A 25,067-nucleotide genomic window follows, 5' to 3' on the forward strand; every position below is an offset into this window, starting at 1 on the left:
AACACAGTCAGCAGAAATCTGTTGACTGTGTTGTTTTTTAATCTACTAGCTTAGTACCACTCTTTACTCTCTTCAATTGAGCCACGATAATTACACTAATAATAACAAGTAAAAACCACGAACTAATTTTTCCGATATGCACAATCGACCATGTAGCCTCCTGATTAGGATATTGCCAAGCACCTAAGAATGTGGTGATATTTTCAGCAATCCAAATAAAGAAACCAATCAATAGAAAAGCTAGAATCATATGCATTTTATAAATCTTTTCGTTGACCTGAAAAGTTACAAACGTACGGAAGAAAATAATGAACAATAAAGCTTTTAACACCCACCGTATATCGTAACTAAAATGATGAGTAAAGAAGTTCAAATAGATAAGAAAACTTATACTAACGGCGAAAAATGGCTTTGGCCAGTTATACATATGCAAATCCATCCGTCTCCAACTCTGGCAAATGTAGCTTGCCACACTCGCATACATAAATCCACTGTATAAAGGTACCCCGAAAAACTTACTATAGGCTTCTTCCGGATAAGCCCAGGAACCCATATGTACCTTGAATAATTCAAGTACCAAACCAATTACGTGAAATAAACAAATTACCTTTAACTCATCAATTGTTTCTAGTTTGGATACAAGCATAAAAACTTGTGCAGCTATACAAACGATTAAAATAAAATCATAGCGGGGCAAAAAGGGAATGGTTATAAATTTGGATAATGCAAGCGCTGCAAATATGATGACAGGAAAGATACAACACAGTGCTTGTAAATATCCAAATCGTAGAAAGTTCCTCATAGTAAGCATAACCTCGATTTTTTTCTAAATAAAAATACACTTAGAATTTAGACGAAACCATTTCTTACAAGTTGCTAGTAATCGAAATCAAAAAGCCGGCTATTTACGAAAAATAGCTGGCTCAGTTTATTATTTTTTCTTTTTAGCTTCTGCGTCACTGTCTTCTAAATTGAATTCATCCGTTACATCATCCATTTTATGGTTACTGAATCGCTGACTCGGATATAGTCCTAAAGTATCGATGTAATTAAAGGGGTATAATGTCCAAATAACTAGTGATAGAATATTCAATGCTGTATAATTTACAACAGAAAGGGCGATATGATGAATCAAGAAAAACCTCATGATGAGAATAGAAGTATACGAAGAACAAAGCGGATTTTTAAGTTGCACTTTATTAGTTTAATACGCGAAAAAGGGTATAAAAATGTGACGGTAACTGATATAGTGGATCGTGCTGATTATAATAGAAGTACTTTTTATCTATATTTCAAAGATAAAGAAGATTTGACGGAAGAATTAGTGAACGATGTTTTGGATGAATTACACTATTCATTTCATATACCTTTTGAAGATGTGGAAGTGGTTAAGTATAACCGTATTTTGCCCTCATCGAATACATTTTTCCAACATCTATATGAACGAAAACAATTTTATAGTCTCTTAACCATTCAAGATACAATACCGGGGCTCGAGCAAAAGTTTCTGGGGAAAATGAAAGAAATATTTGATGCAATAACTTACATTGATACAGAAAAAGAAGAAGTTCAAATTGAGCATTTTAATACATATAAAATGTACGGATCATATGGAGTAATTTTGGAATGGATTAAGGGTGGGTATGAAAAATCACCAGATGAAATTGCTGATAATCTTTTAGAAATATTCAAAACGAATACTAGTTCATTTAGGTTTAACTAAAAAAGCCAGCTATCATGAAAATAGCTGGCTCTTACTATTAATTATTTCTTTTCAAGCTCGATTTCTTTTGCTTCTGATTTAACTTCCTCTTTTTCTTCATCATTTATAATATCTCGTGTAGAGGTTTTAAATTCTTTCAATGTTTGTCCAACTGCTCTACCTAATTGAGGAAGCTTAGAAGGGCCAAAGATAACTAAAGCAATGATTAATACGAGGATTAAACCCGGTATCCCTATATTTGGCATGTAATTTCCTCCTTTTTTATTTAGAATCACTATAAATATAACATACTTCATAAAAAAAGGGTTATTTAGCTTTGACTAATGGACCTCCACCGTTTTTCAAAAACTCGATCATCCCTTCAGCTGCACGGTAAGTTAATGCGGCAACTGTTGGTGTTGGGTTTGTAGGTCCGAAGTGAGGGAATGCGGAAGCTCCACATACGAATAGGTTGTCCACATCCCACATTTGCAGGTAGTTATTAACCGCAGAAGTTTCTGGATTTGCTCCCATAATTACGCCACCAGCATCATGTTGGAATGCGAATCTACCTCCAAAATGCTCAGCCATTGGGATGATATCGATAATATCTGCGCCCATTTCTTTTGCTACTTCCGCACATTTTTCTACTAAAAATTCATTACGCTTATGATCCATTTCTGTATAATCGAAAGTTACACGAATTAATGGATCACCATAATCATCCTTGTAGGTTGGATCTAAATCTAGATAATGATCTTTATGAGGCAAGATAGCTCTTTGTGAAACAACTACCACATTACGGTGATAATAGTGTATAGACTTTTCTTTAAATTCTTTCCCCCACATAGGGGTACCGAAAGGAACCGCATTATTGGCAATTGGCTCGTTCCCCATAAGGTGCATTTCGATTTGACCACCATGAATAAAATCAATATTGCTATGGTCAAAATTATCCGCGTTGAAGTCATTGTACGCGGAACCAAGTGCACCAGTACCAATATAACTATTAAATTTCATGTCTTCAAAGTAAGCTATTGCCCCAGTAATCGTATGGTGATCGGTATAGTTTTTCCCAATCATTCCTGTACCTGTTTTTGGATTATATTGTTCACCAATTCCAGATAATAATAGTAAACGAACATTATTAAACGTGTAACTAGTTAATGCAACAACATCTGCTGGTTGCTCAAATTCTTCCCCTGTACGAGTGTCTTTATAGAGTACACCCGTTGCTTTATTTCCATCATATAAAACACGCGTTACAATGGAATTAGTGCGAAGTTCAAAGTTACCTGTTTTTTTAGCAGTTGGGATAACAGTTACGATAGGATCCGCTTTTGCTCCATATTCACAACCATAGTTTCCGCAAAATGCACAATATTGACAGGCATTTAATGTTTCTCCATCTGGATTTGTATAGGCCTCTGATACCGTTCCTGTTGGCACTACAAATGGATGGTAGCCTAGTTTTTCTGCAGCCTCGTGAAACATTTTCATTTGCGTTAATTTTTTTAGTGGAGGTGTAGGATAATCGACTGAACGAGGTCCCGCAAGTGGGTCAACCTCCCCTGAAACCCCGGCCATTTGCTCAAATTTAGAGTAATATGGTTCTATTTCATCATACGTAATACCCCAGTCTTGGATAGTTACTCCATCTGGAATCTTACTTTCGCCATACTTTTCGATAGTTTTACTACGAATTTCAAAATCATAAGGGAAGTAGCGATATGTTTGCGCACCCCAGTGAGCACCGCCACCGCCAGTCCCAGTCCCTAGAACAAGAGCACCTTCATCACGAACTGGTTTTGCTTCTTCCGCTAACGTATTTCGGAACGTAATTGTATCTTTATTTAATTTTTGCATTAATTCTTTATGAACATTGTATTTTAATTCATCGTGACCATGTAAGTAATCTTCAATCGTTCTTTCTACTCCACGCTCTAAACCCACTACATGATAACCAGCTTTTGTTAGTTCGGCAGCAACAATACCGCCCGTCCAACCCATACCTGTTGTAACAACATCCACTTTAGGTAATTTTGTAACCATAATATATGAACCTCCTAATTTAATTGACTATTAATGTTTATGTCCGCCTAAACTAACTGGCTCTATTGCAACAAATTCTTCTTTATCTAAATAGGCAGTATAAGACATTTGTGCCCCAGGGAATTCTTTCATTTTCCATCCTGCCATGTTTTTATTGCCTCCGTATAATGGGTCGGCAAAGCATCCTTGTAGGGTAAGCGTTCTTAGTAAACTAAAGAATGCAGCGGAACTTACTAATTCCATTTCTACTTCGCCAACTTGGAAAGAAGTAAGTATGGCAATTTGCTGTTCTTCTGTTAAATCTTTAAAAAGGGTGCCGTCATGTTCTTTTTCAGCAACTTCATTTAGTTTTCGAACGCCTTGTAAAACTATTTCACTTTTATTAAGTGGCGTTTCGCCTGCTTTAAAAGGACCTTTTCTATAGTCATCCGCATTACTTCCCCATGGACTAGCTAATTGCTTGTCGATAAAATAAGGAACGCCAAGTGCAATTGCACCAGGACCATTTTTATCTTCTGGATAAATTACTTCGGTAGCTGCGACAATTGCATCGAAATCTTTTTGACGTACGAAAAACTGGCGTGTTTCACTATAATCGATGACAGTTTGGTTTGTGTCATGGGCAACTGTTGAAGTAGTAGCCTCTGATTTCCCATTTAATAAACTACCAATTGCTCCACCTATTACAAGCCCACCAACTGTTAATCCAGAATTCTTGATGAACGAACGTCTAGAAGTACGTTTATCTAAAATCGGAATGTTCTTTTCTTGTTCTGACACACTTAAAACCTCCTAATATATATGATGTGAAATAATCTATATGTACCATGTTGACTTTGAAATTTTAACAGACTTATAGCATAGGTACAATCATTAAAATAAAACTAAGTGACTATTCATTCGACACTTTAGCTCGATCTGTAGTGTAAAAGATTACTTCTGTTTAATATTGTAAATTTATTCATCTTCTACGCCTTAAGTCTTACTAAGTTTCCTCCTAGAGTCCGTTTGTAAAAAGATGCTTTTGAGAGATGATTAGAAAAGCAGATATGGGGGCAAAATGCTTCTGATGACCGAGGTGAAGAGAATGAAAAAAACTATTTATATCGTGTTAAGTAATACTGGAACTCTATTTTCGAAAGCGATAGGTATGTATACGAGAAAAGACATGAATCATGCATCCATCGCTTTCGATGAAGAACTATATGAAATGTATAGTTTTGGCAGGAAAAATAAACATAATCCATTTAACGGGGGATTCATAAAGGAAGAACCGACAGAAGCCCTTTTCAAGAGTGCAACATGTGCAATTTATAAATGTGAAGTAACCTGTAAAGAATACAATCGAATGCGAAGTAAGATTCGTCATATGGAACAGTGTAAAGAATTATATAAATATAATTTAATCGGATTATTTGCAGTAGTTATGAATATTAAAATTGAAAGAGAGTATGCTTTTTTCTGTTCGCAATTTGTTGCAACGTTGATGAATGAATGCAAATCCACTCAGTTACCAATTGCACCCTACTTAGTACAGCCACATCATTTCGAGCAACATTCTTCGTTACAACTTTTATATCAGGGAAGCTTACAAACATATGTATTTAATAAACGCGGAGTAGAAGAGAGAGTCCAAAAGAGTACTTGGAAGCGATTCGCATTTCCAATATAGTAAGTACCTTATAGTTACTACAAGGTACTATTAATAATTCCTTGCTTATGTCATATTTATAATTGAAGTATTATATTGAATTATATAAAAAGTGATATCAGGGGGTTAAACAATGGAAAAGCTAGTGAAACTAAGAAAATCGTTTGATGAATTAGGTATTGATGGTGTTTTAGTGACGGATGGTATTAATAGAAGATACTTAACAGACTTTACTGGTAGTGCTGGAACGGTGCTTATTTCAAAAACAGAAGCGTACCTTTTAGTAGATTTTCGTTATACTAGTCAAGCAAACGCGCAGACAAAGGACTTTACTGTGAAAGAAATAGATAGAGCAGTAATCTATGAGGAAATTTCTAATCTTGCGGAAAGTTTAGGGATTAATAAGCTAGGTTTCGAGCAACAACATGTAACTTATCAATATTATTCCGAGTTCAGTAAATATGCAAAATCGGATTTAGTACCGCTTTCTGGAGCAGTTGAAAAATTACGTATGTTTAAAAATGAAGCCGAAATAACAATTCTTAAGCGAGCTGCTGAAATTTCAGATGCTGCATTTACACATATTTTAACTGTTATTCGTCCTGGAATTACCGAAATAGAAATAGCAAATGAACTAGAATTTCACATGAGAAAATTAGGGGCTACTTCATCTTCCTTCGATATGATTGTTGCTTCAGGTATCCGTTCTGCATTACCGCACGGAGTGGCAAGTGAGAAGATAGTAGAACAAGGAGATATGATTACGCTTGATTTTGGAGCGTATTATAATGGCTATTGCTCCGATATGACAAGAACGATTGCCGTTGGTGAACCGGACCCTAAGTTGAAAGAAATATATGCGATTGTATCTGGAGCCCTCGAACATGCACTAGGTGGGATAAAGGCAGGAATGACAGGGAAAGAAGCAGATGCATTAACTCGCGATTTTATTAGTGAAAAAGGATATGGCGAGTATTATGGACATGGCATGGGCCATGGTATTGGCTTGTATATCCATGAAGATATTTTTATGAATCCAAAATGTGAGCAGCTTATTGAAGAGGGAATGGTGTTAACTGTAGAGCCGGGTATTTACATTCCTAATTTTGGTGGGGTTCGAATTGAGGATGATATTATCTTGAAGAAAGACGGTATAGAGATTATTACGAAATCCAATAAAGAATTAATTATATTGTAAAGATGTAAGCTTCTCGCTGTTCCAGTATTGTTGTAAAAACATACTGGAAGTAACGGGAAGCTTTTATTATCGAAATTATAAAATCGACGACGGTAGATGGATAACTTCCTACAAGTGGTGAATCTCCGTCTAGACTCCAGTCTTTTTGTTCTTTTGCGCGCAACATTTCAACTAAAACATTATGGTCCACTTGCACAATATAGAGATACTACGTCTTAGCAAGTTTATTAAAGTGTCCGCAATGATTTTCGCTACAGGGCGGACGCTTTCCGTGGGGTGAGCGATGAACCTTCACCGACGCTACGCGTGCGCTGTGAAGTTTCATCTGTCTCACTTCATCCCACTGGAGTCGCCGCCCTTCCGCGAAAATCAGTGGGGACCACCTGATAATTTAGCGCCTGCATTTATCAGAGATTTATATTATTCATTGCCGTCTCACTTCTAGTAAACTTGTTAGATGATGAAATTGGTTGCTTTCATTTGTTGCCCTACGCATTTTTGGGATGTTTTAGCGAGTTGATATTGATATTTAAGCAATTTCGGTGGATTGTAGCGGAAGGGCGGCGACTCCTGCCGGATGATTGAGACAGATAAGACATCGCAGGCGAACGCGTTAGCGTCGGCGATTGCTTATCGCTCACCCGGCGGAAAGCGTCCGCCCTGGAGCGGAAATCCTATGTGGAAACTTCTTACGACGCTTTATTCATATTTTATGAAGTAGTGTTTCAATAAGCTCCTTAAAAATAATAGAGTGGACTAAAAGTTGCATTTAAAGAGCATCTGAACTTCATTTATTTTTTTGTTTATTTAATATAGTAACTGGACAGAATGTAGTGGGTATTAAAATCTATAGGACGTTTAGGAGGACAAATAATGGCTAAAGAACAACCTGATTATGAAACAAATATAGAAGATGAAGACACGTTAACCAATAGACAAGGACATCCTATAACGAACAATCAAAACATAAGAACAGTAGGAAACCGAGGTCCTGCCACGCTCGAAAACTATGATTTTATAGAAAAAATAAGTCATTTTGACAGGGAGCGAGTTCCTGAACGAGTTGTGCATGCTCGTGGTGCTGGAGCACATGGGTATTTCGAAGCGTATGGAGCAGCTGGTGATGAAGAGATTTCGAAATATACCCGTGCTAAATTGTTTCAAGAAAAAGGGAAGCGCACTCCTGTTTTTGTTCGATTTTCTTCTGTTATTCACGGCGGTCATTCTCCAGAAACATTGCGCGATCCAAGGGGATTTGCAGTAAAGTTTTATACGGAAGATGGGAACTGGGATTTGGTTGGGAACAATTTAAAGATTTTCTTTATTCGAGACGCGATAAAGTTCCCGGATATGATACATGCTTTTAAACCAGATCCTGTTACAAATATTCAAGATTCAGAGCGATTTTTTGACTTTTGTGCGAGTTCACCAGAAACATTTCATATGGTTACATTCGTCTATTCACCATGGGGTATTCCAGCAAACTACCGAATGATGCAAGGTTCCGGAGTAAACACGTACAAGTGGGTGAATAAAGAAGGCGAAGCGGTACTAGTGAAATATCATTGGGAACCGATACAAGGTATTCGAAATTTAACGCAATCGGAAGCAGAGGAAATACAAGCAAAAAATTTTAACCATGCAACGCAAGATTTATATGATGCGATTGAAAAAGGAGACTTTCCTGAATGGGAACTACTCGTTCAAATAATGAGTGATGATGAACATCCCGAACTAGACTTCGATCCGTTAGATGACACGAAGCTATGGCCGGAAGATAAGTTCCCATGGATGGCCGTTGGAAAAATGGTGTTAGATCGAAATCCAGATGATTATTTTATGGAAGTAGAGCAAGCCGCATTTGGGACAGGGGTACTTGTGGACGGACTAGACTTCTCGGATGATAAAATGTTGCAAGGGCGCACTTTTTCTTATTCAGATACCCAGCGACACCGAGTAGGGGCGAATTATTTACAACTCCCAATTAATGCACCGAAAAAACGGGTTGCGACCAATCAAAGTGGCGGTCAAATGCAATATAAGCTGGACCGAGCACCTTTCCAAAATCCACATATTAACTATGAGCCTTCTATATTAGACGGACTACAGGAAGCAAAGCAACTAGGGAAAGAATACACACCGATGATAAAAGGAAATTTAGTACGACAATCAATCGATAGACAAAGTAATACAAAACAAGCCGGAGAAACGTATCGTAATTTTGAACAATGGGAAAAAACCGAACTGATTGCCAATCTTGTCAATGACCTTTCTAGCTGTGATAGTAGAATTCAAGAAAAAATGATTGCACTAGCAGAAGAGGCGGATGAAGAATACGGACGTCATTTAAGAGAAGGCATAGCACATGCCAAATCAGGTGGATCTAGCCAAAAGCCACTAGGAAATCGTGACGGCGATCAGGCACCAAAAGATGCAATTGAAAAAAGTAATGAAGCAGAACCATATTAATAACTTAGCCTCACTTTCTAAGCTTTTGGGAAGTGGGGTTTTATGTTTACTTTCCTACTATAAGAGGGGATAGAGTATAAGGGAGGTTTTAAGATGAAAAAATATGATGCAGTAATTATTGGATTTGGAAAAGGTGGAAAAACACTTGCATCCGAGTTCGCAAATAAAGGAAAAACGGTTGCAGTAATTGAAAAGTCTCCTAATATGTATGGAGGAACATGTATTAATATTGCATGTATTCCAACAAAATCACTTGTTCATTCAGCCGAAAAAAGAAAGTATTTGAACACTTCAAAAGAGGAATTTTATACAAAAGCTATTCATCAAAAAGATGAGTTAACTGATTTTTTACGTAATAAAAACTTTCATATGCTAGATGATCAAGAAAACATCACAGTGATTACTGGAGAGGCAAGTTTTCTAACAGATAGTAAAATACAAGTGAAAACAGCGAAAGATCAGTTTGAAGTAACAGCGGATCATTTTTTTATTAATACAGGAGCCACTCCAATTATTCCTTCTATTGAAGGTCTAGAAGACGCTAAATTCGTGTATGATTCAACGACATTGCAAGAACGAAAAGAGCTTCCAGAAAAAATTATTATTATCGGTGGAGGTTATATTGGACTTGAATTTGCTTCGATGTATGCAAATTTTGGTTCAGAAGTTACTGTAATTGATGGAACCGAACAATTTCTGCCGAACGAAGACCGCGATATTGCAGACGAAGTAAAAAAAGTACTGGAGTCGAAGAAGATAACAATCGAATTGAATAGCAGGGTAGAATCAGTAAAAAATCAAGACCACGGGGTAGTAGTCAATTATCAAAAAAATAATAGTATCGAAGAAGTACGGGGAAATGCTATCTTGCTTGCAACAGGGCGAAAGCCAAATACAAAAGGCTTAGCTCTGGAAAATACCTCTGTAGAAGTAAATGATAGGGGAGCGGTAGTAGTGGATGACTTTTTAAAAACTACTGCCAACAATATTTGGGCTTTAGGTGATGTAAACGGAGGTCCTCAGTTTACATATATTTCGTTGGATGATTTCCGAATTGTAAAAGACCAACTTTTTGGGGATGGCTCGTATTCCAAAAAAGAGCGTACGAACGTTCCATATTCAGTGTTCATTGCCCCTGTATTATCCCACGTTGGATTAAATGAGAAAATGGCAAAGGAAAAAGGGTTGGAATATAAAGTAGTTTCGATGCCAGCAGCTGGAATTCCAAGAGCACGCATAGTGGAACAAACAGATGGGGTATTAAAAGCACTTATTGACCCAAAAACAAAAGAAATATTAGGGTGCACGCTATTTTGTGTGGATTCCAGTGAGATGATTAATGTTGTACGAGTGGCAATGGAAGCAAAATTGCCATATACATTTTTGCGGGATACTATATTCACTCACCCGACAATGAGTGAATCACTTAATGATTTATTTTCTAAGGTGGATTAACTACTTTGTATTGACTCCCTAACACACTCCTTTCCAATAAATCATACAAGAAGGAGTGTATTCACCAACATCCTGTTGGCCTAAGCCTCCGGCAGATGTCACAGATTTTGAAGGGAGTAGAGGAAGGCAGTCTAAGTACGCGACATCCTTGTCGCAACGACTGCAAGACCTACATCCTGTAGGCCTCAGGCGCAATTCAAAATCTGGATGCCGCCGAGGCGTAATTGATAATGGGTTTACTCGCTTTTGGAGCTATTTCAATTGCACTATTATTTTGTGTGTTTGTATTGGCAATTGCCATTTTTGTATTGTTAAGGCTAACTAAGAAATAAAGAAAGAGAGAGGTATCATTAATAATGATAACCTCTCTCTTTTTCGTTTATAGTAATCTAAAGGCAAAGGATTATACTCCTACAGATACCAATAAATCTTTATGCGCACCTTTTAGTAATTCAGTCAATTCTTCGATTTTGTTCAATGTTTCTTCACGTTCTAGTTTTTGTTGTTCAATAGCAGCTTTGACAGTTGTCTCTAAGTGGTTTTGTGATTGAACGAAGAGATCCAGAACCGCATAGCTTGGTTTCCATGATAAAGCTTGTGCTTTGTCGTTAATCTCTTGAACATTGTTTAGCCATGTTGAAACTTGTTCTAATTGTGCGTTTCCGCTGATTCCCTTTACGCTCGTTTGAACTTTATTTTGCCAATCTTGCGCTACTTTTTTTGTCTCTTCTTCCATAGCAGTCAACGTAGCTACTGTGGAATCTAGAAGCTCTTTTTGGTACGTAAATGCTTGAAACGTTTTTTTCTGAACATCATCTTGCAAGCTTTGTAATGTTTTAAAACCATTTAACCATCCGTCCCATAATAAATCTACACCGTTTCCTAATTGTTCTTTAGCCATCCGTAATTCCTCCTTTGATATAGCAAAACATGTTTATTATTTATAATGAATGCTAATATTCGCATTACATCCAGTTAATAATCCTCGTCTTCCTTCTTATCGGACGAAGATTGGAGTGGGGTGAAAAAAGGGTTGTATATATTGAAAAATTGATTCAACATTTTTTGATACTGACTCAATGAACCAGCCCATAAATCTAAATATTGTTTACCTGCTTCCGTAATCGAATAAATACGTTTAGCTGGACCACCTGATGTCGTATCCCATTCGGATGTTACTAATGCATCTTTTTCAAGTTGTCGAAGGAGACGGTAAAAGTTCCCTTGGTCAACGGATTCCATACCAAATTGTGAAATTTTCTCCATTAATTCATAACCATGCGTATTCCAATCACGTAAATGCAGCAACATGATCGGGATAAGGAAATTTTTAGGAGCACCAATATTGGTGGTCTTATTTTTTTTTATTTCTTCCTCTTTAGATTCCATTATCAATCACCTACTTATTAAGTTGTTGCATATAAGTGTAATTTACACCTATATGTTTAATAAGTCAAGGGATTAATTGTTGAAAAATTTTGACAAGATTTGTCGAAAAAAGAAGAATACATTAGAAATATATCGAATAGTCATAATCTTTACAATTTTGTTATACAACACCTTAGAAAATTGTGATAAAGTTATGTTGAATTTAAGAAAAGGAGATGATTTCCATTGACCCAGACAACTTCATTCGATGCTTTTACGATGTGGAAAAATGTGTATGAGAAAACGGAAAGTACATGGCGAGATGCTATCCAAGATACGCTTGGAAAAGAATCTTTTGCAGAAAGTTTAGGGCAGATTCAGAGCCAATATTTACAATATCAAGGATTTTTGAATAAGATTACCGAATCTTATTTAAAACAAGCTAATATGCCTTCTAGGGATGAAATTGCAAATATTGCATCCCTTGTTATAAACGTAGAGTCGAAAATGGATGATCTAGAAGATCAAATGGATGTGAACAAGTTTGATACTTCGAAAGAAATAGAACAATTAAAAAAAGGACTAAATAATCTAGATAAGAAATTGGATAAAGTGATCGAGCTACTAGCAAATTCACTAGTATCGCAAAATACCCCTAAAGTAACAGCTGGACCAATAATTACAGCAGCTACGAATTCTACAAATGCTGCTACAAATGCTGCTACAAGTGCTACAAGTGCTGCAAATGCTAAGAAATAAAGCGCTCTACTATCTAAATGATTTCTTAAATAAAACATATATTAGGAGTGTATATTAAATGACAGAATTGCAAACAACCGTATTGGAACAAACGAATCCACTAAAACCTCTTGCAGGGAAAGTAGCTGTTGTAACAGGAGCTTCAAGGGGAATTGGTGCTGAAATAGCTAAAGCGTTGGCAAAGAATGGTGCGCAAGTTGTAGGTAATTATCGTAGTAGCACTTTAGATATGGAAAATGTTATGCAGGAAATCGAGCAAGAAGGTGGCAGTGTGCTTGCTATTCAAGCTGATGTATCTGTAGAAGAGGATTCACAACAGCTTGTAGAGGAAGTGTTGAAACGTTTTGGAAAAATCGACATTCTAGTTAATAATGCTGGTGTGACGAAAGATCGTACTTTCCGAAAAATGACAAAACAAGAGTGGGATCAAGTGATCAATATTAACTTAAATAGTGTTTTCAATACAACATCTGCTGTTATCAACCATATGTTAGAACAAAAGTCTGGTCGAATTATTAATATTAGTTCAATAATCGGTCAAGCTGGTGGTTTTGGACAAACGAATTATGCTGCATCAAAAGCTGGACTATTAGGCTTTACAAAGTCGTTGGCTCTTGAGACTGCTAGAAACGGTATTACAGTAAATGCGATTTGCCCAGGATTCATTGAAACAGAGATGGTTGCAGCAATGCCGGAAAATGTAAAAGACGCAATAGTTGCGAAAGTGCCTGTACAAAGATTAGGACGCACAAGTGAAATTGCAGAAGCTGTCTTATTTTTAGCACAAGCAAGTTATATTACGGGGCAAGAAATCAATGTAAATGGCGGTCTATACATGTAATAAAAGTTTCCAAATTGAAAAAATATTGGTAGGAGGGATTTTATGGTTACGTTAGATACGAAGCAATTTGACAATTGGATTGACCGTTTATCAGAGGATAAGAATATTCAACAGATTAAACGATTAACAGAAGTTATTTCTTCGGATGCTGAACCAGAAGTTGGCCAGACCCCAAAAGAGGTTATTTGGACGAAAAATAAAACAAAATTATATCGCTATCAACCGGCGATCAAGAAAACTAATAAAGTGCCTATTCTGATGATTTATGCATTAATCAATAAACCGTATATATTAGATCTATATCCAGGTAATAGCTTAATAGAGCACTTAACTAATAAAGGTCATGATGTCTACTTGTTAGATTGGGGTACTCCTGGCCATGAAGATCGCCATATGAAACTGGATGATTATATTATGGATTATATTCCACGGGCAGTAAACAAAGTGTTGAAGACTTCGAAAGCGAAAGATATTACACTTTTAGGTTACTGCATGGGGGGGACAATGACGGCAATTTTCACTTCACTTTATCCACAATTGCCAATTCGCAACCTTATTTTGATGACGAGTCCAATTGACTTTAAAGATGCAGGTCTATACTCAAACTGGTTGGATAAACGCTATTTTCAACTAGATAAAATGGTCGATACACTAGGTAATATTCCTTTCGAAGTAATCGATTTCGGAAATAAAATGCTTAGTCCAATTTCGAATGTTGTCGGTCCATATGTCAGTCTAGCTGACCGTGTGGAAAATGAGAACTTTGTTTTAAATTGGAAGCTAATGCAAAAATGGTTGAATGATGGGATACCTTTCCCTGGCGAATCTTATAGACAGTGGATTAGAGATTTCTATCAGGACAACAAGCTGATTAATGATCAATTAGTAATACGTGGACGCAAAGTAGAACTGGCTAATATTAAGGCTAATCTATTAAATATTTCTGCAACACGTGACAATATTGCTCTACCACACCAAATTGCACCGCTGAATGATAAAGTGTCTAGCAAAAACAAGACACTACATACGGTAGATACTGGTCATGTCTCAGTTGTCACAGGTCGCAAAGCAATCAATGAAATACATCCTTATATTGAGAAATGGATTACAGAAAACTCGAAGTAATATAAAAGGAAACAAGTCCATAAATAGACTTGTTTCCTTCTCTTTTCTAAAGCACAGAAGATTAGTATTTATCTGATTGGCCACCATCAATAGGAATAACTGTAGCATTAATGAAATTAGCTTGATCTGATAATAGGAAGGCTACTAAATAACCTACTTCTTCTGGTTTACCAAATCGTTTCATTGGATTAGGTTGAACGAATTCTTTTCCAACTTCTTCCCAATTGTCTCCACCCATTTGTTTTAAAGAACCTTCAACCATGGGTGTCATGATCGCTCCTGGTGCAATTGCTTTAATGCTTACGCCATATTGACCATATTCAATACCAGAGTTTCTTGTTAACCCTACAACACCATGTTTACTCGCTGCGTAACCTGATTGATTACCTACACCACGGATACCCCCGACAGAAGCAGTATTCACAACAGATCCTGATCCTTGCTTTTTCATAACTGCTAGTACATGTTTCAATCCGTAAAATACACCATTTAGGTTAACACTTACTACTTTACTGAACTCGTCAGAACCGAAATCTTCCGTAAGATTTTGTTTTCCTTCGATCCCTGCATTGTTGAAAAATCCATCTATACGACCATATTTGTTAACTGTTTCATCCACATAATTTTTTACGGCTGCTTCCTCTGCAACGTTCGCTGTTAATAAAAGTATCTCTGCTTCTGGTGCTACTTCTAAAATTAGTTTTTTTGTTTCTTCTAAACTATTACTATTTAAATCCACTAAAGAAAGTTTTGCGCCCTCTTTGGCCACTTGTAACGCAGATACTTGTCCTAATCCAGATCCTGCTCCAGTTATTAATACGACTTGATCATCAAAACGGTTACTCATTATACTTCTTCCTTCCTACATGTGTATTTATTTGTAATTAAAATATCTCAATTACAAGATAATTGTATTCCTTCTATTTTGGTAAATCAATTTCTTTGCTCAGAGTTAATAGAGTATTTCGAAGGGATATGGCAGTATTTACTTAAGGAGGAGAATTTTATATGGAACATATTTTTATAATTGGTGGTACAGGAATGTTAGCGGAAGTGACAAGATGGTATGCAGAACAAAATCATATTGTTACGGTTATTGCACGTAATAAAGAAAAAATGAATAGAATGAAAGATTCTTGCTCTGAACCAGAGAATATAAAAGCAATCTATCTCGATTATCGAGATTCTGCCGAATTGTACAAATCGCTATGGAAGAACATACAAGTATATGGACCGTTAACGGAGGCGGTTGTTTGGTTGCATTCCGATGGTTTACATACACTCCCCACTGTATTTGAAATAATGGAGGAGAAAAGTAATGTTTGGCAAATAATAGGTAGCAAAGCAAACGCTGAAGACTTGAGAAAACAATGCCAACCTCAAAAAGACTTAGAATATAATTTCATACAACTAGGATTTCTAAAAGAATATGATAGACAAAGATGGTTAACAAATTTTGAAATCTCAGATGGTGTTATTCATGCAATTAATTCTGGCCAACCTTATAGTTTAATAGGCGAAATTTCTAGCTGAGCGTGTATGACATGAAAAGCGAAGTTCTTCGTATATTTAAATAAGAACTAGATGTAATTTTACATGATGATTACTAGCAATTACCGTTGATTGGAGCGGAAGGCGGAAACTCCTGCGGGAATAGCGTGTCCAGGTAAGACCCCAAAGGAGCGAACATATTGACAAAGGCTAAGAGCACCACCTCCAATGGAAGGCAATCTAAGTTCGCCGCTTCCTGCGGCAACGATTGCATGACCCACGTCCTGTGGGACTCAGGCGCCTTTGTGACCAACATCCTGTTGGCCTGAGGAGGCTCACGGACCGCCCGCGAAAAAGCGTCCGCCTGAAGCGGAAATTAACACTTCTTTTTATTCAGAAAATGTTTTAATCATTAAAATATGAGGAATCCCATCTTCGATAAATACATCTGATGAAGTTTGATAGCCAAGTTTTTCATAAAAACCTTCTGCATGTGTTTGACCATGTAATTTAACTTTGGTTAATCCAATATCTTTTGCAATCTCTTCTAACTTTTTTATTATTATTTTTCCAAGACCAAATTTACGATATGACTCTAAAATACAAATTCGCTCCAATTTACCTAAACCATCGACAACTCTTAATCTACCAGTTCCTACAGGTTGTTCCTTATAATAGACTAAAATATGTTCGCATTTTCCACCTAGCGTATCGAATACATCAAATTCAGCATCTAATGGTACACCTTGCTCTTTCACAAATACTTCTTTTCTAATATGAAACGCTTTTTGTAAGTCGCTATCTTCCGTGATTTTTTTAGAATCCATTAATTTTCAGTCCTTTTCTTAAATAAATTAGACAAGCAGATAGACTCAAGTCATAATCTATTTATATGTACATATTAGTTTAAGTGAATTTATTTTTGTTGTAAATAAAACAACGAAATAGGAATGATCAGTTTTTTGCTTGGGGGAATAGAGTTGAAATTAGTATCTTGGAATGTAAATGGATTGCGTGCATGTGTACAAAAAGGCTTTTTAGATTATTTTAATGAAGTGAATGCAGATATATTTTGTTTGCAAGAAACGAAATTGCAGGCAGGCCAAATAGATTTGCAGCTAGATGGATATGAGCAATATTGGAATTATGCATTGAAAAAGGGGTACTCAGGAACTGCAGTGTTTACAAAAGTAAAGCCACTGTCAGTGAGGTATGGAGTCGGAGATTTAGATACTGAAGATGAAGGCAGAATCATTACTTTGGAGTTCGAAGACTTTTACTTAGTCAATGTCTACACTCCGAATGCAAAACGTGATTTAACGAGACTTCCATATCGACTTGAGTGGGAAGACGAAATGCGTACATATTTAAAAACATTAGATGAAGTGAAGCCGGTCATTATGTGTGGAGATTTAAATGTTGCTCACGCAGAAATCGATTTGAAAAATGCTAAGTCAAATAGAGGGAACTCTGGTTTTACGCTTGAAGAACGAGGGAAAATGACAGATTTACTAGCGGCTGGTTTTGTAGATACGTTCCGATACTTTTATCCGGAACGTGAAGATGCATATTCTTGGTGGTCGTACTTGAACAAAGTGCGCGAACGAAATATAGGCTGGAGAATTGACTATTTCATAGCCTCTCAAAAACTTACACCTATTTTAAAGGATGCTTCCATTGACGCGCATGTGCTTGGAAGTGATCATTGCCCTGTCATTTTAGTATTAGAAAATCCTTAAGAATAGAGTTAAATATTCATTATATTATGATAAAAACTACAATACTTTAACAAAATAGAGTACAATATTTCTATATCAACTTTCTGGAGGTACCTATAGATGAATGCTTTAGCTGTGCAATTAAATGAAAAAATGCAAAAAGAAAATCCTGTCATTTTTGACATGTTATCCGACTTAGGAAAGAATTTGTATTATCCTAAAGGGATATTAAGCCAAAGTGCAGAAGCAGGGAAAAAAGCGCATCGCTTTAACGCAACAATCGGTATCGCCACAGAAAACGGAGAGCCGATGCATTTCCGCCATATACAAGAAAAATTAGGGTACGCTCCAAAAGACATTTACCCATATGCAGCTCCACAAGGAAAAGAATTATTACGTTCTATTTGGAAAGAAAAGTTATTAAAGGATAATCCTTCTATGCAAAATAAATCAATTGGTTCGCCGATTGTAACTAGCGCATTGACACATGGTTTAAGTATAGTAGCAGATTTGTTTATGAATCCTGGTGATGTCCTTGTTACGCCTGAGCAATATTGGGGTAACTATAATACGGTATTCCAGATTAGAAGATGCGGTCGTGTAGAAACGTTCCCATTATTCAATGAAAACGATGGTTTCAATGTAGAAGCATTTCGTGAAACACTAGCGAAGCAAAAAGAAAAAGCGATTGTGTTATTAAACTTCCCGAACAATCCAACTGGTTATACACCATCAGTTAGTGAAGCACAAGCAATTGTTCAAGTATTAATAGATGCTGCAGCTTCTGGAACTAAATTAGTTGTCTTATTGGATGATGCTTATTTTGGATTATTCTATGAAGATTCGATTAAGGAATCGCTGTTCGGGTTATTAGCAGAAAGTCACCCAAATATTTTGCCAGTGAAAATCGACGGTGCCACTAAAGAAAACTATGTATGGGGATTACGCGTTGGATTCATTACTTACGCTGCAACGCCTGATGTACTAGATGCACTAGAACAAAAAACAAAAGGAATTATCCGTGGAACGATTTCGAGCGGTTCTCATATTTCACAAACTATTCTTTTGGAGTCTTTACAATCAGAAGAGTTCTTAAAAGAAAAAGAAGAGAAATTCCAAATTATGAAGTCGCGTGCCATTCAAACGAAGCAAGTGCTTGCAAACGAAAAGTTTGCTCCTCACTGGACATACTATCCATTTAACTCAGGCTACTTCATGTGCTTGAAGTTAAATAATTTAGATGCGGAAACACTTCGCCTTCATTTATTAGATCAATACGGTGTAGGGGTAATTGCAAGTAATAAAACGGATATTCGTGTGGCATTTTCATGTGTGGAAGAATCGGATATTGAAGAGCTATTTGATTTAATTTATCAAGGATGCCAAGACTTAACTAAATAATCATCTTGAAAACTGTTCATGAGTTAACGCTCATGGACAGTTTTTTTTAACTTGTATCAGCTAGGAGTGCAAACACCTAGCTGATTATAGGAACTCAGGTTAAGATCCCCGCGTCCTGCGGGAACGCCTGAGGGACCAACATCCTGTTGGCCCAAGCCTCCGGCGGAAGTCACTATGGCAATTCAAGATCCGGACGCAATTACGCCAAGGAGAAAATGATTTATGTAATCAAATGTAAGCGTTAACATTTATTTAGAATCCGAAACATAAACTATTGAAAATGGCATTTTAATAGTAAAGGGGGAGGATTAAGATGAGAGATGAACGTATACCCGTGTGGGCAAAAATTTTTATCGGAAGTATTATTGCTCTAGTAACAATTCTTATGCTTTTTTTAGTAGCTGATAAAGAACGAGAGGAAGTATCCGAATTTGCTACAATAACTGTAAATGAAGAAACAGAAGTTGAGTCTAAAGCGGAAGTTGAGGTAGAAGTTGAGGTAGAAGTTAAGGGTGCGCCTAGTCCAGCTAATCCGGATATTAAAGTCGAATATGCTTCAAAAGATTGGGCAGTCCATGGGGGCGATTATTACAACAGACGTTATTCCACTTTAAATCAAATTACATCTGAAAACGTAGGGGATTTAAAACCAACTTGGGTAAGTAGTCTAGGCTCTGGAGCAGAAGATAAATATTCGGGTGAGGCTACACCGATCGTAGTAGATGGCATTATGTATATTGCAACTGGTGCTAATGACGTATTTGCAATTGATGCCAAAACGGGTGAGCAGATTTGGGCATATACCCCGGAAATACCACAAGAAATGGACACGGTATGTTGTGGGTGGACAACACGTGGAGTTGCAGTTGGTGATGGAAAAGTATATGTAGGTTTACTAGATGCACGCCTTGTGGCACTTGACCAAAAAACAGGAGAAGAATTATGGGAAACGAAAGTTGCAGAATGGGAAGAAGGATATACTATTACTAGTGCACCACTTTATTACAATGGTAAAGTCTACACGGGGGTAGCCGGTGGAGAATACGGTATTCGTGGTCGAGTGATGGCGTACGAATCAGATTTAGGGTATGAAGTATGGCGCTTCTATACAATTCCTGGACCAGGAGATATCTATGGCAATACTTGGCCTTCAGATAATGATGCTTGGTTAACTGGAGGGGGCCCTGTTTGGAATACACCAGCAGTTGATCCGGAACTTGGGTATATTTATTTTGCAACTGGAAATACGGCGCCCGACTTAGATGGTAGTAATCGTGAAGGAGACAATTTATACGCGAACTCTGTAGTCGCTGTGAATGCGGAAAATGGGGATTATGTATGGCATTTCCAAGAAGTGCATCATGATATTTGGGATATGGATCCAGCAAACCCTGTTGTTCTATTTAATGTGGAAAAAGATGGGGAGATGCGAAAAGGTCTTGGGCAAGCGGGTAAAACTGGTTGGATTTATTTCTTAGATCGTACGGATGGAACGCCGCTTGTAGGAATTGAAGAAAAGCCGGTACCTCAATTAGCTGAACAAAAAACTGCCGCAACTCAGCCGTTCCCAATAGGAGATGCATTTGTTCCTCAAGGGGTAACACAAGCCGATGTAGAGCGGGATTTAGATGGTACGTTTGACGGAACGATTGGCGATATCTTTACGCCATTCTGGGAGGAGATGATTACGCTTAAACCTGGTCCGAGTGGCGGTGCAAATTGGCCGCCATCAGCCTATAATCCAGATACAGAGCTATTCTATGTATTAGGAAATGATACGTACTCTGCTTTTGCTAGACAAGAAGAGGAGGAGTTTGAAGAAGGGGCTTTATATATTGGTAGTATTTTGCAACGTATAGCCAATACACCGAGACGTGGAACGGTTACCGCAATTGATGTAAAAACAAATAAGATCGCATGGCAACAAAACTGGGATAATACAGCATATAGTGGTGTCTTAACAACGGCCGGAAATCTTGTATTTATTGGTCACAACGACGGCCGCTTAATCGCTTTTGACGCTAAAACAGGAGATCAGTTGTGGGAATATATGATGGATGCAGGTGCGAATGCTCCATCTGTCACATATGAAATTGATGGAGAACAATACATTTCTATCTATGCTGCAGGAAATGCTCTAGCAGGTTCTAAACATGGTGATAAAGTTTATACATTTAAATTAGGTGGAACTTTACCAGAAGGTCAAGTGATCGATGCTTCGGCAAAAAATAATACAAACGAGTCCACTACCGATGAAGCTACAGAGGGTGAAACAGTAAGTAGCGTTGATGCCGGTCTAGCACTTTACACAAATAGTTGTATCGCTTGTCACGGAAATCAAGGAGCGAACGGACATAATGGACCAAATCTACAGGATAGTAAGTTCGCAGAAAGTAGAGAAAATGTGATCGATCGAATAACAAATGGCGGAGCAACTATGCCATCCTTTAAAGATTCGCTAACTCCCGAAGAGATTGAAGCGATAGCGGACTATATCGAGACAGTCATTTCTCCATTAGGTGGGTGATAAGTGAAGCGAAAAGAAACCAGCCATTATTTCAGATGGCTGGTTTCTTTATGATGATTTAGCATTTATCAAGGATGTAATTGCGGTATTGGTAAAGAATATAGGGATAATGCGTACTAAAGGGGCTTTATTAGGTGATCGCTATGATTTCCGCTTCAGGAATCCGCGGGCTTGGCTTCAGCCGCTTCCCTCGCTACGCTCAGTCCAGGGTCTTCAGCTCAAGCTATTCCCGCTGGAGTCGCCGCCCTTCCGCTCCAATCAATGAGAAATTTCTTACTAATTTGGTGTATGCAGTTATTAAGGATGATAATTGATCAGATCCACTACGTAATGTTTTTTAAATCTATTAAGAAAATGCTGTCTCAAAATAAGCAAATCATTGTATAAAGTTCACTCCCTTCAACGATTTATTGGGATGACAATACTTATCCTTCGTCGTCTCTCCTTAAGTAAACTTGTTATTTTAAGAATTGGTTGCTTTCAACAGCAATTCGGTTGTTCTAGATTACTGGTTTGTTGCTCTTAACCATTTTCAGATTTGATTTATTCTAAAGTTACATATTTAGCGCTTTGGAACTAATAAATCTAAGTCATTATTGAGCTTAGATGCTAATTAGTCAGCAAGTTCCATTGATTTTCGCTCACCCGGCGGAAAGCGTCCGCCTGTAGCGAAAATCATTACGGTCACCTGATAGAGCTTATTAAGAAGCATTATACCCGTTTTAAGAAAGATAGCTTGTGTTTATTTATCCAAGAAAAAGGGGAAATAGTGTATACTAGGTTCAAATAGTTCAGAGTTAAAAGTTATGGAGAAGGGGATCATTATGAAAAAAAATTATCCAGACGACGGTTTAGCTTTACATACTGATTTATATCAAATTAATATGGCAGAATCTTATTGGGCTGATAATATGCATGAAAGAAAAGCAGTATTTGAATTGTTTTTCCGAAAGCTTCCTTTTGGAAATGGTTACGCAATTTTTGCGGGTCTTGAGAGATGCCTTAATTATTTACGAGATTTTCATTTTACAGAAACTGATTTAGAATATTTACAAAACGAAGTTGGCTACAAGGAAGATTTTATCGAATATTTGCGGACGGTTCGTTTTACGGGGGATGTCTACTCGATGTTGGAGGGAGAGCTTGTATTTCCGAATGAGCCGATTATGCGTATTGAATCCACATTAGTGGAAGCACAGCTTGTGGAAACTGCTCTTTTAAATATTGTTAATTATCAAACGTTGATCGCTACAAAAGGGTCTCGTATTAAACAAGTAGTAAAAGATGAAGTTGCGATGGAGTTTGGGTCAAGACGTGCACAAGAAATGGATGCAGCTATATGGGGAACTCGCGCTGCGTATATTGGTGGAATAGAATCTACAAGTAATGTGCGGGCCGGAAAAATGTTCGGTATTCCTGTTTCTGGAACACATGCCCATTCTTTAGTGCAAGCATATAAAAGCGAATATGAAGCCTTCCATTCGTATGCAAAACGTCATAAAGACTGCGTTTTTTTAGTAGATACGTATAACACTTTAAAAACGGGTGTCCCTACTGCGATCAAAGTAGCGAAAGAACTTGGCGACAAAATTAACTTTATCGGCATTCGCTTAGATTCTGGGGATATATCTTTTCTTTCGAAAGAAGCTAGAAAGATGCTAGATGCAGCTGGATTTACGAATGCTAAAATTATTGTTTCGAATGATTTAGATGAATATACAATTTTAAACTTAAAAGCTCAAGGGGCAAAAGTGGATAGCTGGGGTATTGGTACAAAGCTTATAACGGGTTACGATCAGCCGGCACTTGGAGCGGTATATAAAATTGTCTCCATTGAGGATCAAGACGGTACGATGCAGGACACGATTAAAATTTCGTCTACTACGGAAAAAGTAACAACACCTGGTCAGAAAAAGCTATTCCGGATTATTGATAAAGAAAACGGAAAAGCAGAAGGCGATTATATTACGATGCATGACGAAGATCCAACACATGAAAAACGCTTAAAAATGTTCCATCCAGTGCACACATTTGTATCTAAATTTGTGACGAATTTCGAAGCGAAAGAATTACATGTAAAAGTAATTGATGAGGGGAAAGTTACGTACAAAGTGCCAAATTTGCAAGAAGTGCGCGATTATGCACGTTCTAATTTAGATTTACTTTGGGACGAATATAAACGTTCGTTAAACCCAGAGGAATATCCAGTCGATTTAAGCCAAAAATGTTGGGACAATAAAATGCGTAATATTCAAGAAGTAAAAGAAATGGAACATAATCTTATTGAGCAAAATGGAGGTCTGTAATAATGGCTACTATGCAACAAGAGATTATTAAAGCTTTGAGAGTAAAACCAGTTATTAATGTCGAGGAAGAAATTCGTACTAGTATTGATTTCCTGAAGGCGTATTTAAAGAAGCATTCTTTTATGAAAAGTATGGTGCTAGGAATTTCAGGAGGACAAGACTCTACTTTAGTGGGAAAGCTTGCGCAGCTCGCGGTAGATGAGCTAAATACGGAAGCTGGCGAAGAAACTTATGCATTTATCGCAGTAAGTTTACCATACGGAGTACAATTTGATGAGCATGAGCGGCAAGAAGCATTAGACTTTATCCAACCATCTAAATCTGTCACGATTAATATAAAAGAGGCAGTTGATGCAAGTGCACGAGCCCTAAGTGAAGCGGATATTACGTTATCGGATTTTGCAAAAGGAAATGAAAAAGCAAGAGAACGTATGAAAGCGCAATATTCAATTGCTGCAATGTATAATGGCGTTGTGCTTGGAACAGATCATGCGGCGGAGGCTGTCACAGGTTTTTATACAAAATACGGAGATGGCGGTGTCGATTTAACTCCAATTTTCCGTTTGAATAAAAGACAAGGAAAGCAACTCCTTAAACAATTAGGATGTCCGGAGCATTTATATTTAAAGGTTCCGACTGCAGATTTGGAAGAAAATCGTCCAGCAATTCCGGACGAAGTAGCGCTCGGTGTAACCTACGATGAAATTGATGATTATTTAGAAGGTAAAATGATTTCTAAAGAATCGCAAGAAAAAATAGAAGGTTTTTATAATCGCTCTATGCATAAGCGACATATGCCGATTACGGTATTTGATGATTTCTGGAAAAAGTAATCGTAAGCCAAACTTCTTATAAAAGATAGTTTGGCTTTTTCCTATTTGTATTATATTGTAACTTTCGGTATGCTAATTATACATAATATTAATTTTCAAACTAATCTTTTAACTTGAATCAGCAGAAGTCTAAACTTCCTACTATTCAAGTTAAGCCTCCGGCGGATGTCA

Annotated in this window: 24 protein-coding genes; 14 read left to right on the forward strand and 10 right to left on the reverse strand. The window is 37.2% G+C overall.

Annotated elements, in window-relative coordinates:
- Positions 1 to 37: 37 nt before the first annotated feature.
- Together BMZ04_RS17430 and BMZ04_RS17435 are read right to left on the reverse strand one after the other, a co-directional pair.
- Positions 38 to 811, reverse strand: coding sequence for a DUF817 domain-containing protein (locus tag BMZ04_RS17430; protein WP_093274503.1), 774 nt, complete (start codon positions 809 to 811; stop codon positions 38 to 40).
- Between the two features lie 120 nt (positions 812 to 931).
- Positions 932 to 1,135 carry a hypothetical protein gene (locus BMZ04_RS17435; protein WP_093274507.1) on the reverse strand — a complete coding sequence of 68 codons (204 nt, stop codon included), beginning with the start codon at positions 1,133 to 1,135 and terminating at the stop codon, positions 932 to 934.
- Between BMZ04_RS17435 and BMZ04_RS17440 the strand changes: the two genes are divergently transcribed.
- Positions 1,127 to 1,723 carry a TetR/AcrR family transcriptional regulator gene (locus BMZ04_RS17440; RefSeq protein ID WP_177184491.1) on the forward strand — a complete coding sequence of 199 codons (597 nt, stop codon included), beginning with the start codon at positions 1,127 to 1,129 and terminating at the stop codon, positions 1,721 to 1,723. The genes BMZ04_RS17435 and BMZ04_RS17440 overlap by 9 nt on opposite strands.
- Positions 1,724 to 1,764: 41 nt before the next feature.
- Here BMZ04_RS17440 and BMZ04_RS17445 read toward each other — a convergent pair whose 3' ends face one another.
- From BMZ04_RS17445 to BMZ04_RS17455, 3 genes are all read right to left on the reverse strand, one after another.
- Positions 1,765 to 1,968 (reverse strand): twin-arginine translocase TatA/TatE family subunit, encoded by a 204-nt coding sequence (locus BMZ04_RS17445; protein WP_093274514.1) that lies wholly within the window; start codon positions 1,966 to 1,968, stop codon positions 1,765 to 1,767.
- A 61-nt stretch (positions 1,969 to 2,029) separates the two neighbouring features.
- Positions 2,030 to 3,754 carry a GMC family oxidoreductase gene (locus BMZ04_RS17450; protein ID WP_093274517.1) on the reverse strand — a complete coding sequence of 575 codons (1,725 nt, stop codon included), beginning with the start codon at positions 3,752 to 3,754 and terminating at the stop codon, positions 2,030 to 2,032.
- Positions 3,755 to 3,784: 30 nt separating this feature from the next.
- A complete protein-coding gene (locus tag BMZ04_RS17455) occupies positions 3,785 to 4,534 on the reverse strand; it encodes a gluconate 2-dehydrogenase subunit 3 family protein (protein ID WP_255367994.1) in 750 nt (249 codons plus the stop codon).
- A 307-nt stretch (positions 4,535 to 4,841) separates the two neighbouring features.
- On the opposite strand from BMZ04_RS17455, the gene BMZ04_RS17460 reads away from it, so the two are divergent.
- Positions 4,842 to 5,426: a hypothetical protein gene (locus BMZ04_RS17460; RefSeq protein ID WP_093274520.1), complete on the forward strand. Its 585-nt coding sequence runs from the start codon at positions 4,842 to 4,844 to the stop codon at positions 5,424 to 5,426.
- Between the two features lie 112 nt (positions 5,427 to 5,538).
- Positions 5,539 to 6,603 (forward strand): M24 family metallopeptidase, encoded by a 1,065-nt coding sequence (locus BMZ04_RS17465; protein ID WP_093274523.1) that lies wholly within the window; start codon positions 5,539 to 5,541, stop codon positions 6,601 to 6,603.
- Here the strand turns inward: BMZ04_RS17465 and BMZ04_RS17470 are convergent.
- Positions 6,593 to 6,793, reverse strand: a complete 201-nt coding sequence (locus BMZ04_RS17470) for a hypothetical protein (protein WP_143128319.1) — start codon at positions 6,791 to 6,793, stop codon at positions 6,593 to 6,595. The two genes, BMZ04_RS17465 and BMZ04_RS17470, sit on opposite strands and share 11 nt — an antisense overlap.
- A gap of 683 nt (positions 6,794 to 7,476) precedes the next feature.
- On the opposite strand from BMZ04_RS17470, the gene BMZ04_RS17475 reads away from it, so the two are divergent.
- Together BMZ04_RS17475 and BMZ04_RS17480 are read left to right on the forward strand one after the other, a co-directional pair.
- Positions 7,477 to 9,072, forward strand: a complete 1,596-nt coding sequence (locus tag BMZ04_RS17475) for a catalase (protein ID WP_093274530.1) — start codon at positions 7,477 to 7,479, stop codon at positions 9,070 to 9,072.
- A 93-nt stretch (positions 9,073 to 9,165) separates the two neighbouring features.
- Positions 9,166 to 10,527 carry an FAD-containing oxidoreductase gene (locus BMZ04_RS17480; protein WP_093274535.1) on the forward strand — a complete coding sequence of 454 codons (1,362 nt, stop codon included), beginning with the start codon at positions 9,166 to 9,168 and terminating at the stop codon, positions 10,525 to 10,527.
- 403 nt (positions 10,528 to 10,930) lie between these two features.
- Here the strand turns inward: BMZ04_RS17480 and BMZ04_RS17485 are convergent, their stop codons facing one another.
- Positions 10,931 to 11,428, reverse strand: coding sequence for a hypothetical protein (locus BMZ04_RS17485; protein WP_093274541.1), 498 nt, complete (start codon positions 11,426 to 11,428; stop codon positions 10,931 to 10,933).
- Positions 11,429 to 11,502: 74 nt separating this feature from the next.
- On the reverse strand, positions 11,503 to 11,916 hold the full coding sequence (phaQ, locus tag BMZ04_RS17490; protein WP_093274547.1) for a poly-beta-hydroxybutyrate-responsive repressor: 414 nt from the start codon (positions 11,914 to 11,916) through the stop codon (positions 11,503 to 11,505).
- Between the two features lie 225 nt (positions 11,917 to 12,141).
- Here phaQ and BMZ04_RS17495 point away from each other — a divergent pair, with 225 nt between their 5' ends.
- The 3 genes from BMZ04_RS17495 to phaC are packed head-to-tail and all read left to right on the forward strand — an operon-like array spanning position 12,142 to position 14,620.
- The gene (locus BMZ04_RS17495) at positions 12,142 to 12,654 is read left to right on the forward strand and encodes a polyhydroxyalkanoate biosynthesis repressor PhaR (RefSeq protein WP_177184492.1); all 513 of its coding nucleotides are present in this window, start codon (positions 12,142 to 12,144) and stop codon (positions 12,652 to 12,654) included.
- A 58-nt stretch (positions 12,655 to 12,712) separates the two neighbouring features.
- The gene (gene fabG / locus BMZ04_RS17500) at positions 12,713 to 13,495 is read left to right on the forward strand and encodes a 3-oxoacyl-[acyl-carrier-protein] reductase (RefSeq protein WP_093274553.1); all 783 of its coding nucleotides are present in this window, start codon (positions 12,713 to 12,715) and stop codon (positions 13,493 to 13,495) included.
- Between the two features lie 42 nt (positions 13,496 to 13,537).
- Entirely contained in the window at positions 13,538 to 14,620 is a 1,083-nt protein-coding gene (gene phaC, locus BMZ04_RS17505) for a class III poly(R)-hydroxyalkanoic acid synthase subunit PhaC (RefSeq protein ID WP_093274561.1), read from the forward strand.
- A gap of 61 nt (positions 14,621 to 14,681) precedes the next feature.
- Here phaC and BMZ04_RS17510 read toward each other — a convergent pair whose 3' ends face one another.
- Entirely contained in the window at positions 14,682 to 15,467 is a 786-nt protein-coding gene (locus BMZ04_RS17510; RefSeq protein ID WP_093274565.1) for an SDR family oxidoreductase, read from the reverse strand.
- Positions 15,468 to 15,628: 161 nt separating this feature from the next.
- On the opposite strand from BMZ04_RS17510, the gene BMZ04_RS17515 reads away from it, so the two are divergent.
- Complete coding sequence (locus tag BMZ04_RS17515; protein WP_093274567.1) at positions 15,629 to 16,153, forward strand: Rossmann-fold NAD(P)-binding domain-containing protein; 525 nt, start codon at positions 15,629 to 15,631, stop codon at positions 16,151 to 16,153.
- A 347-nt stretch (positions 16,154 to 16,500) separates the two neighbouring features.
- Here BMZ04_RS17515 and BMZ04_RS17520 read toward each other — a convergent pair whose 3' ends face one another.
- Complete coding sequence (locus BMZ04_RS17520) at positions 16,501 to 16,938, reverse strand: GNAT family N-acetyltransferase (protein ID WP_093274570.1); 438 nt, start codon at positions 16,936 to 16,938, stop codon at positions 16,501 to 16,503.
- A 153-nt stretch (positions 16,939 to 17,091) separates the two neighbouring features.
- Between BMZ04_RS17520 and BMZ04_RS17525 the strand changes: the two genes are divergently transcribed.
- From BMZ04_RS17525 to nadE, 5 genes are all read left to right on the forward strand, one after another.
- Positions 17,092 to 17,850 carry an exodeoxyribonuclease III gene (locus tag BMZ04_RS17525; RefSeq protein ID WP_093274573.1) on the forward strand — a complete coding sequence of 253 codons (759 nt, stop codon included), beginning with the start codon at positions 17,092 to 17,094 and terminating at the stop codon, positions 17,848 to 17,850.
- Positions 17,851 to 17,949: 99 nt separating this feature from the next.
- Positions 17,950 to 19,230, forward strand: coding sequence for an aminotransferase class I/II-fold pyridoxal phosphate-dependent enzyme (locus tag BMZ04_RS17530; protein WP_093274577.1), 1,281 nt, complete (start codon positions 17,950 to 17,952; stop codon positions 19,228 to 19,230).
- Positions 19,231 to 19,543: 313 nt separating this feature from the next.
- Positions 19,544 to 21,757 carry an outer membrane protein assembly factor BamB family protein gene (locus BMZ04_RS17535; protein ID WP_093274580.1) on the forward strand — a complete coding sequence of 738 codons (2,214 nt, stop codon included), beginning with the start codon at positions 19,544 to 19,546 and terminating at the stop codon, positions 21,755 to 21,757.
- Positions 21,758 to 22,581: 824 nt separating this feature from the next.
- On the forward strand, positions 22,582 to 24,063 hold the full coding sequence (locus tag BMZ04_RS17545; protein WP_093274586.1) for a nicotinate phosphoribosyltransferase: 1,482 nt from the start codon (positions 22,582 to 22,584) through the stop codon (positions 24,061 to 24,063).
- A gap of 2 nt (positions 24,064 to 24,065) precedes the next feature.
- Positions 24,066 to 24,896 carry an ammonia-dependent NAD(+) synthetase gene (gene nadE, locus BMZ04_RS17550; protein ID WP_093274589.1) on the forward strand — a complete coding sequence of 277 codons (831 nt, stop codon included), beginning with the start codon at positions 24,066 to 24,068 and terminating at the stop codon, positions 24,894 to 24,896.
- The last annotated feature ends 171 nt before the right edge of the window (positions 24,897 to 25,067 follow it).

Source organism: Psychrobacillus sp. OK032 (genome assembly GCF_900111345.1).
Taxonomy (GTDB): Bacteria; Bacillota; Bacilli; order Bacillales_A; family Planococcaceae; genus Psychrobacillus.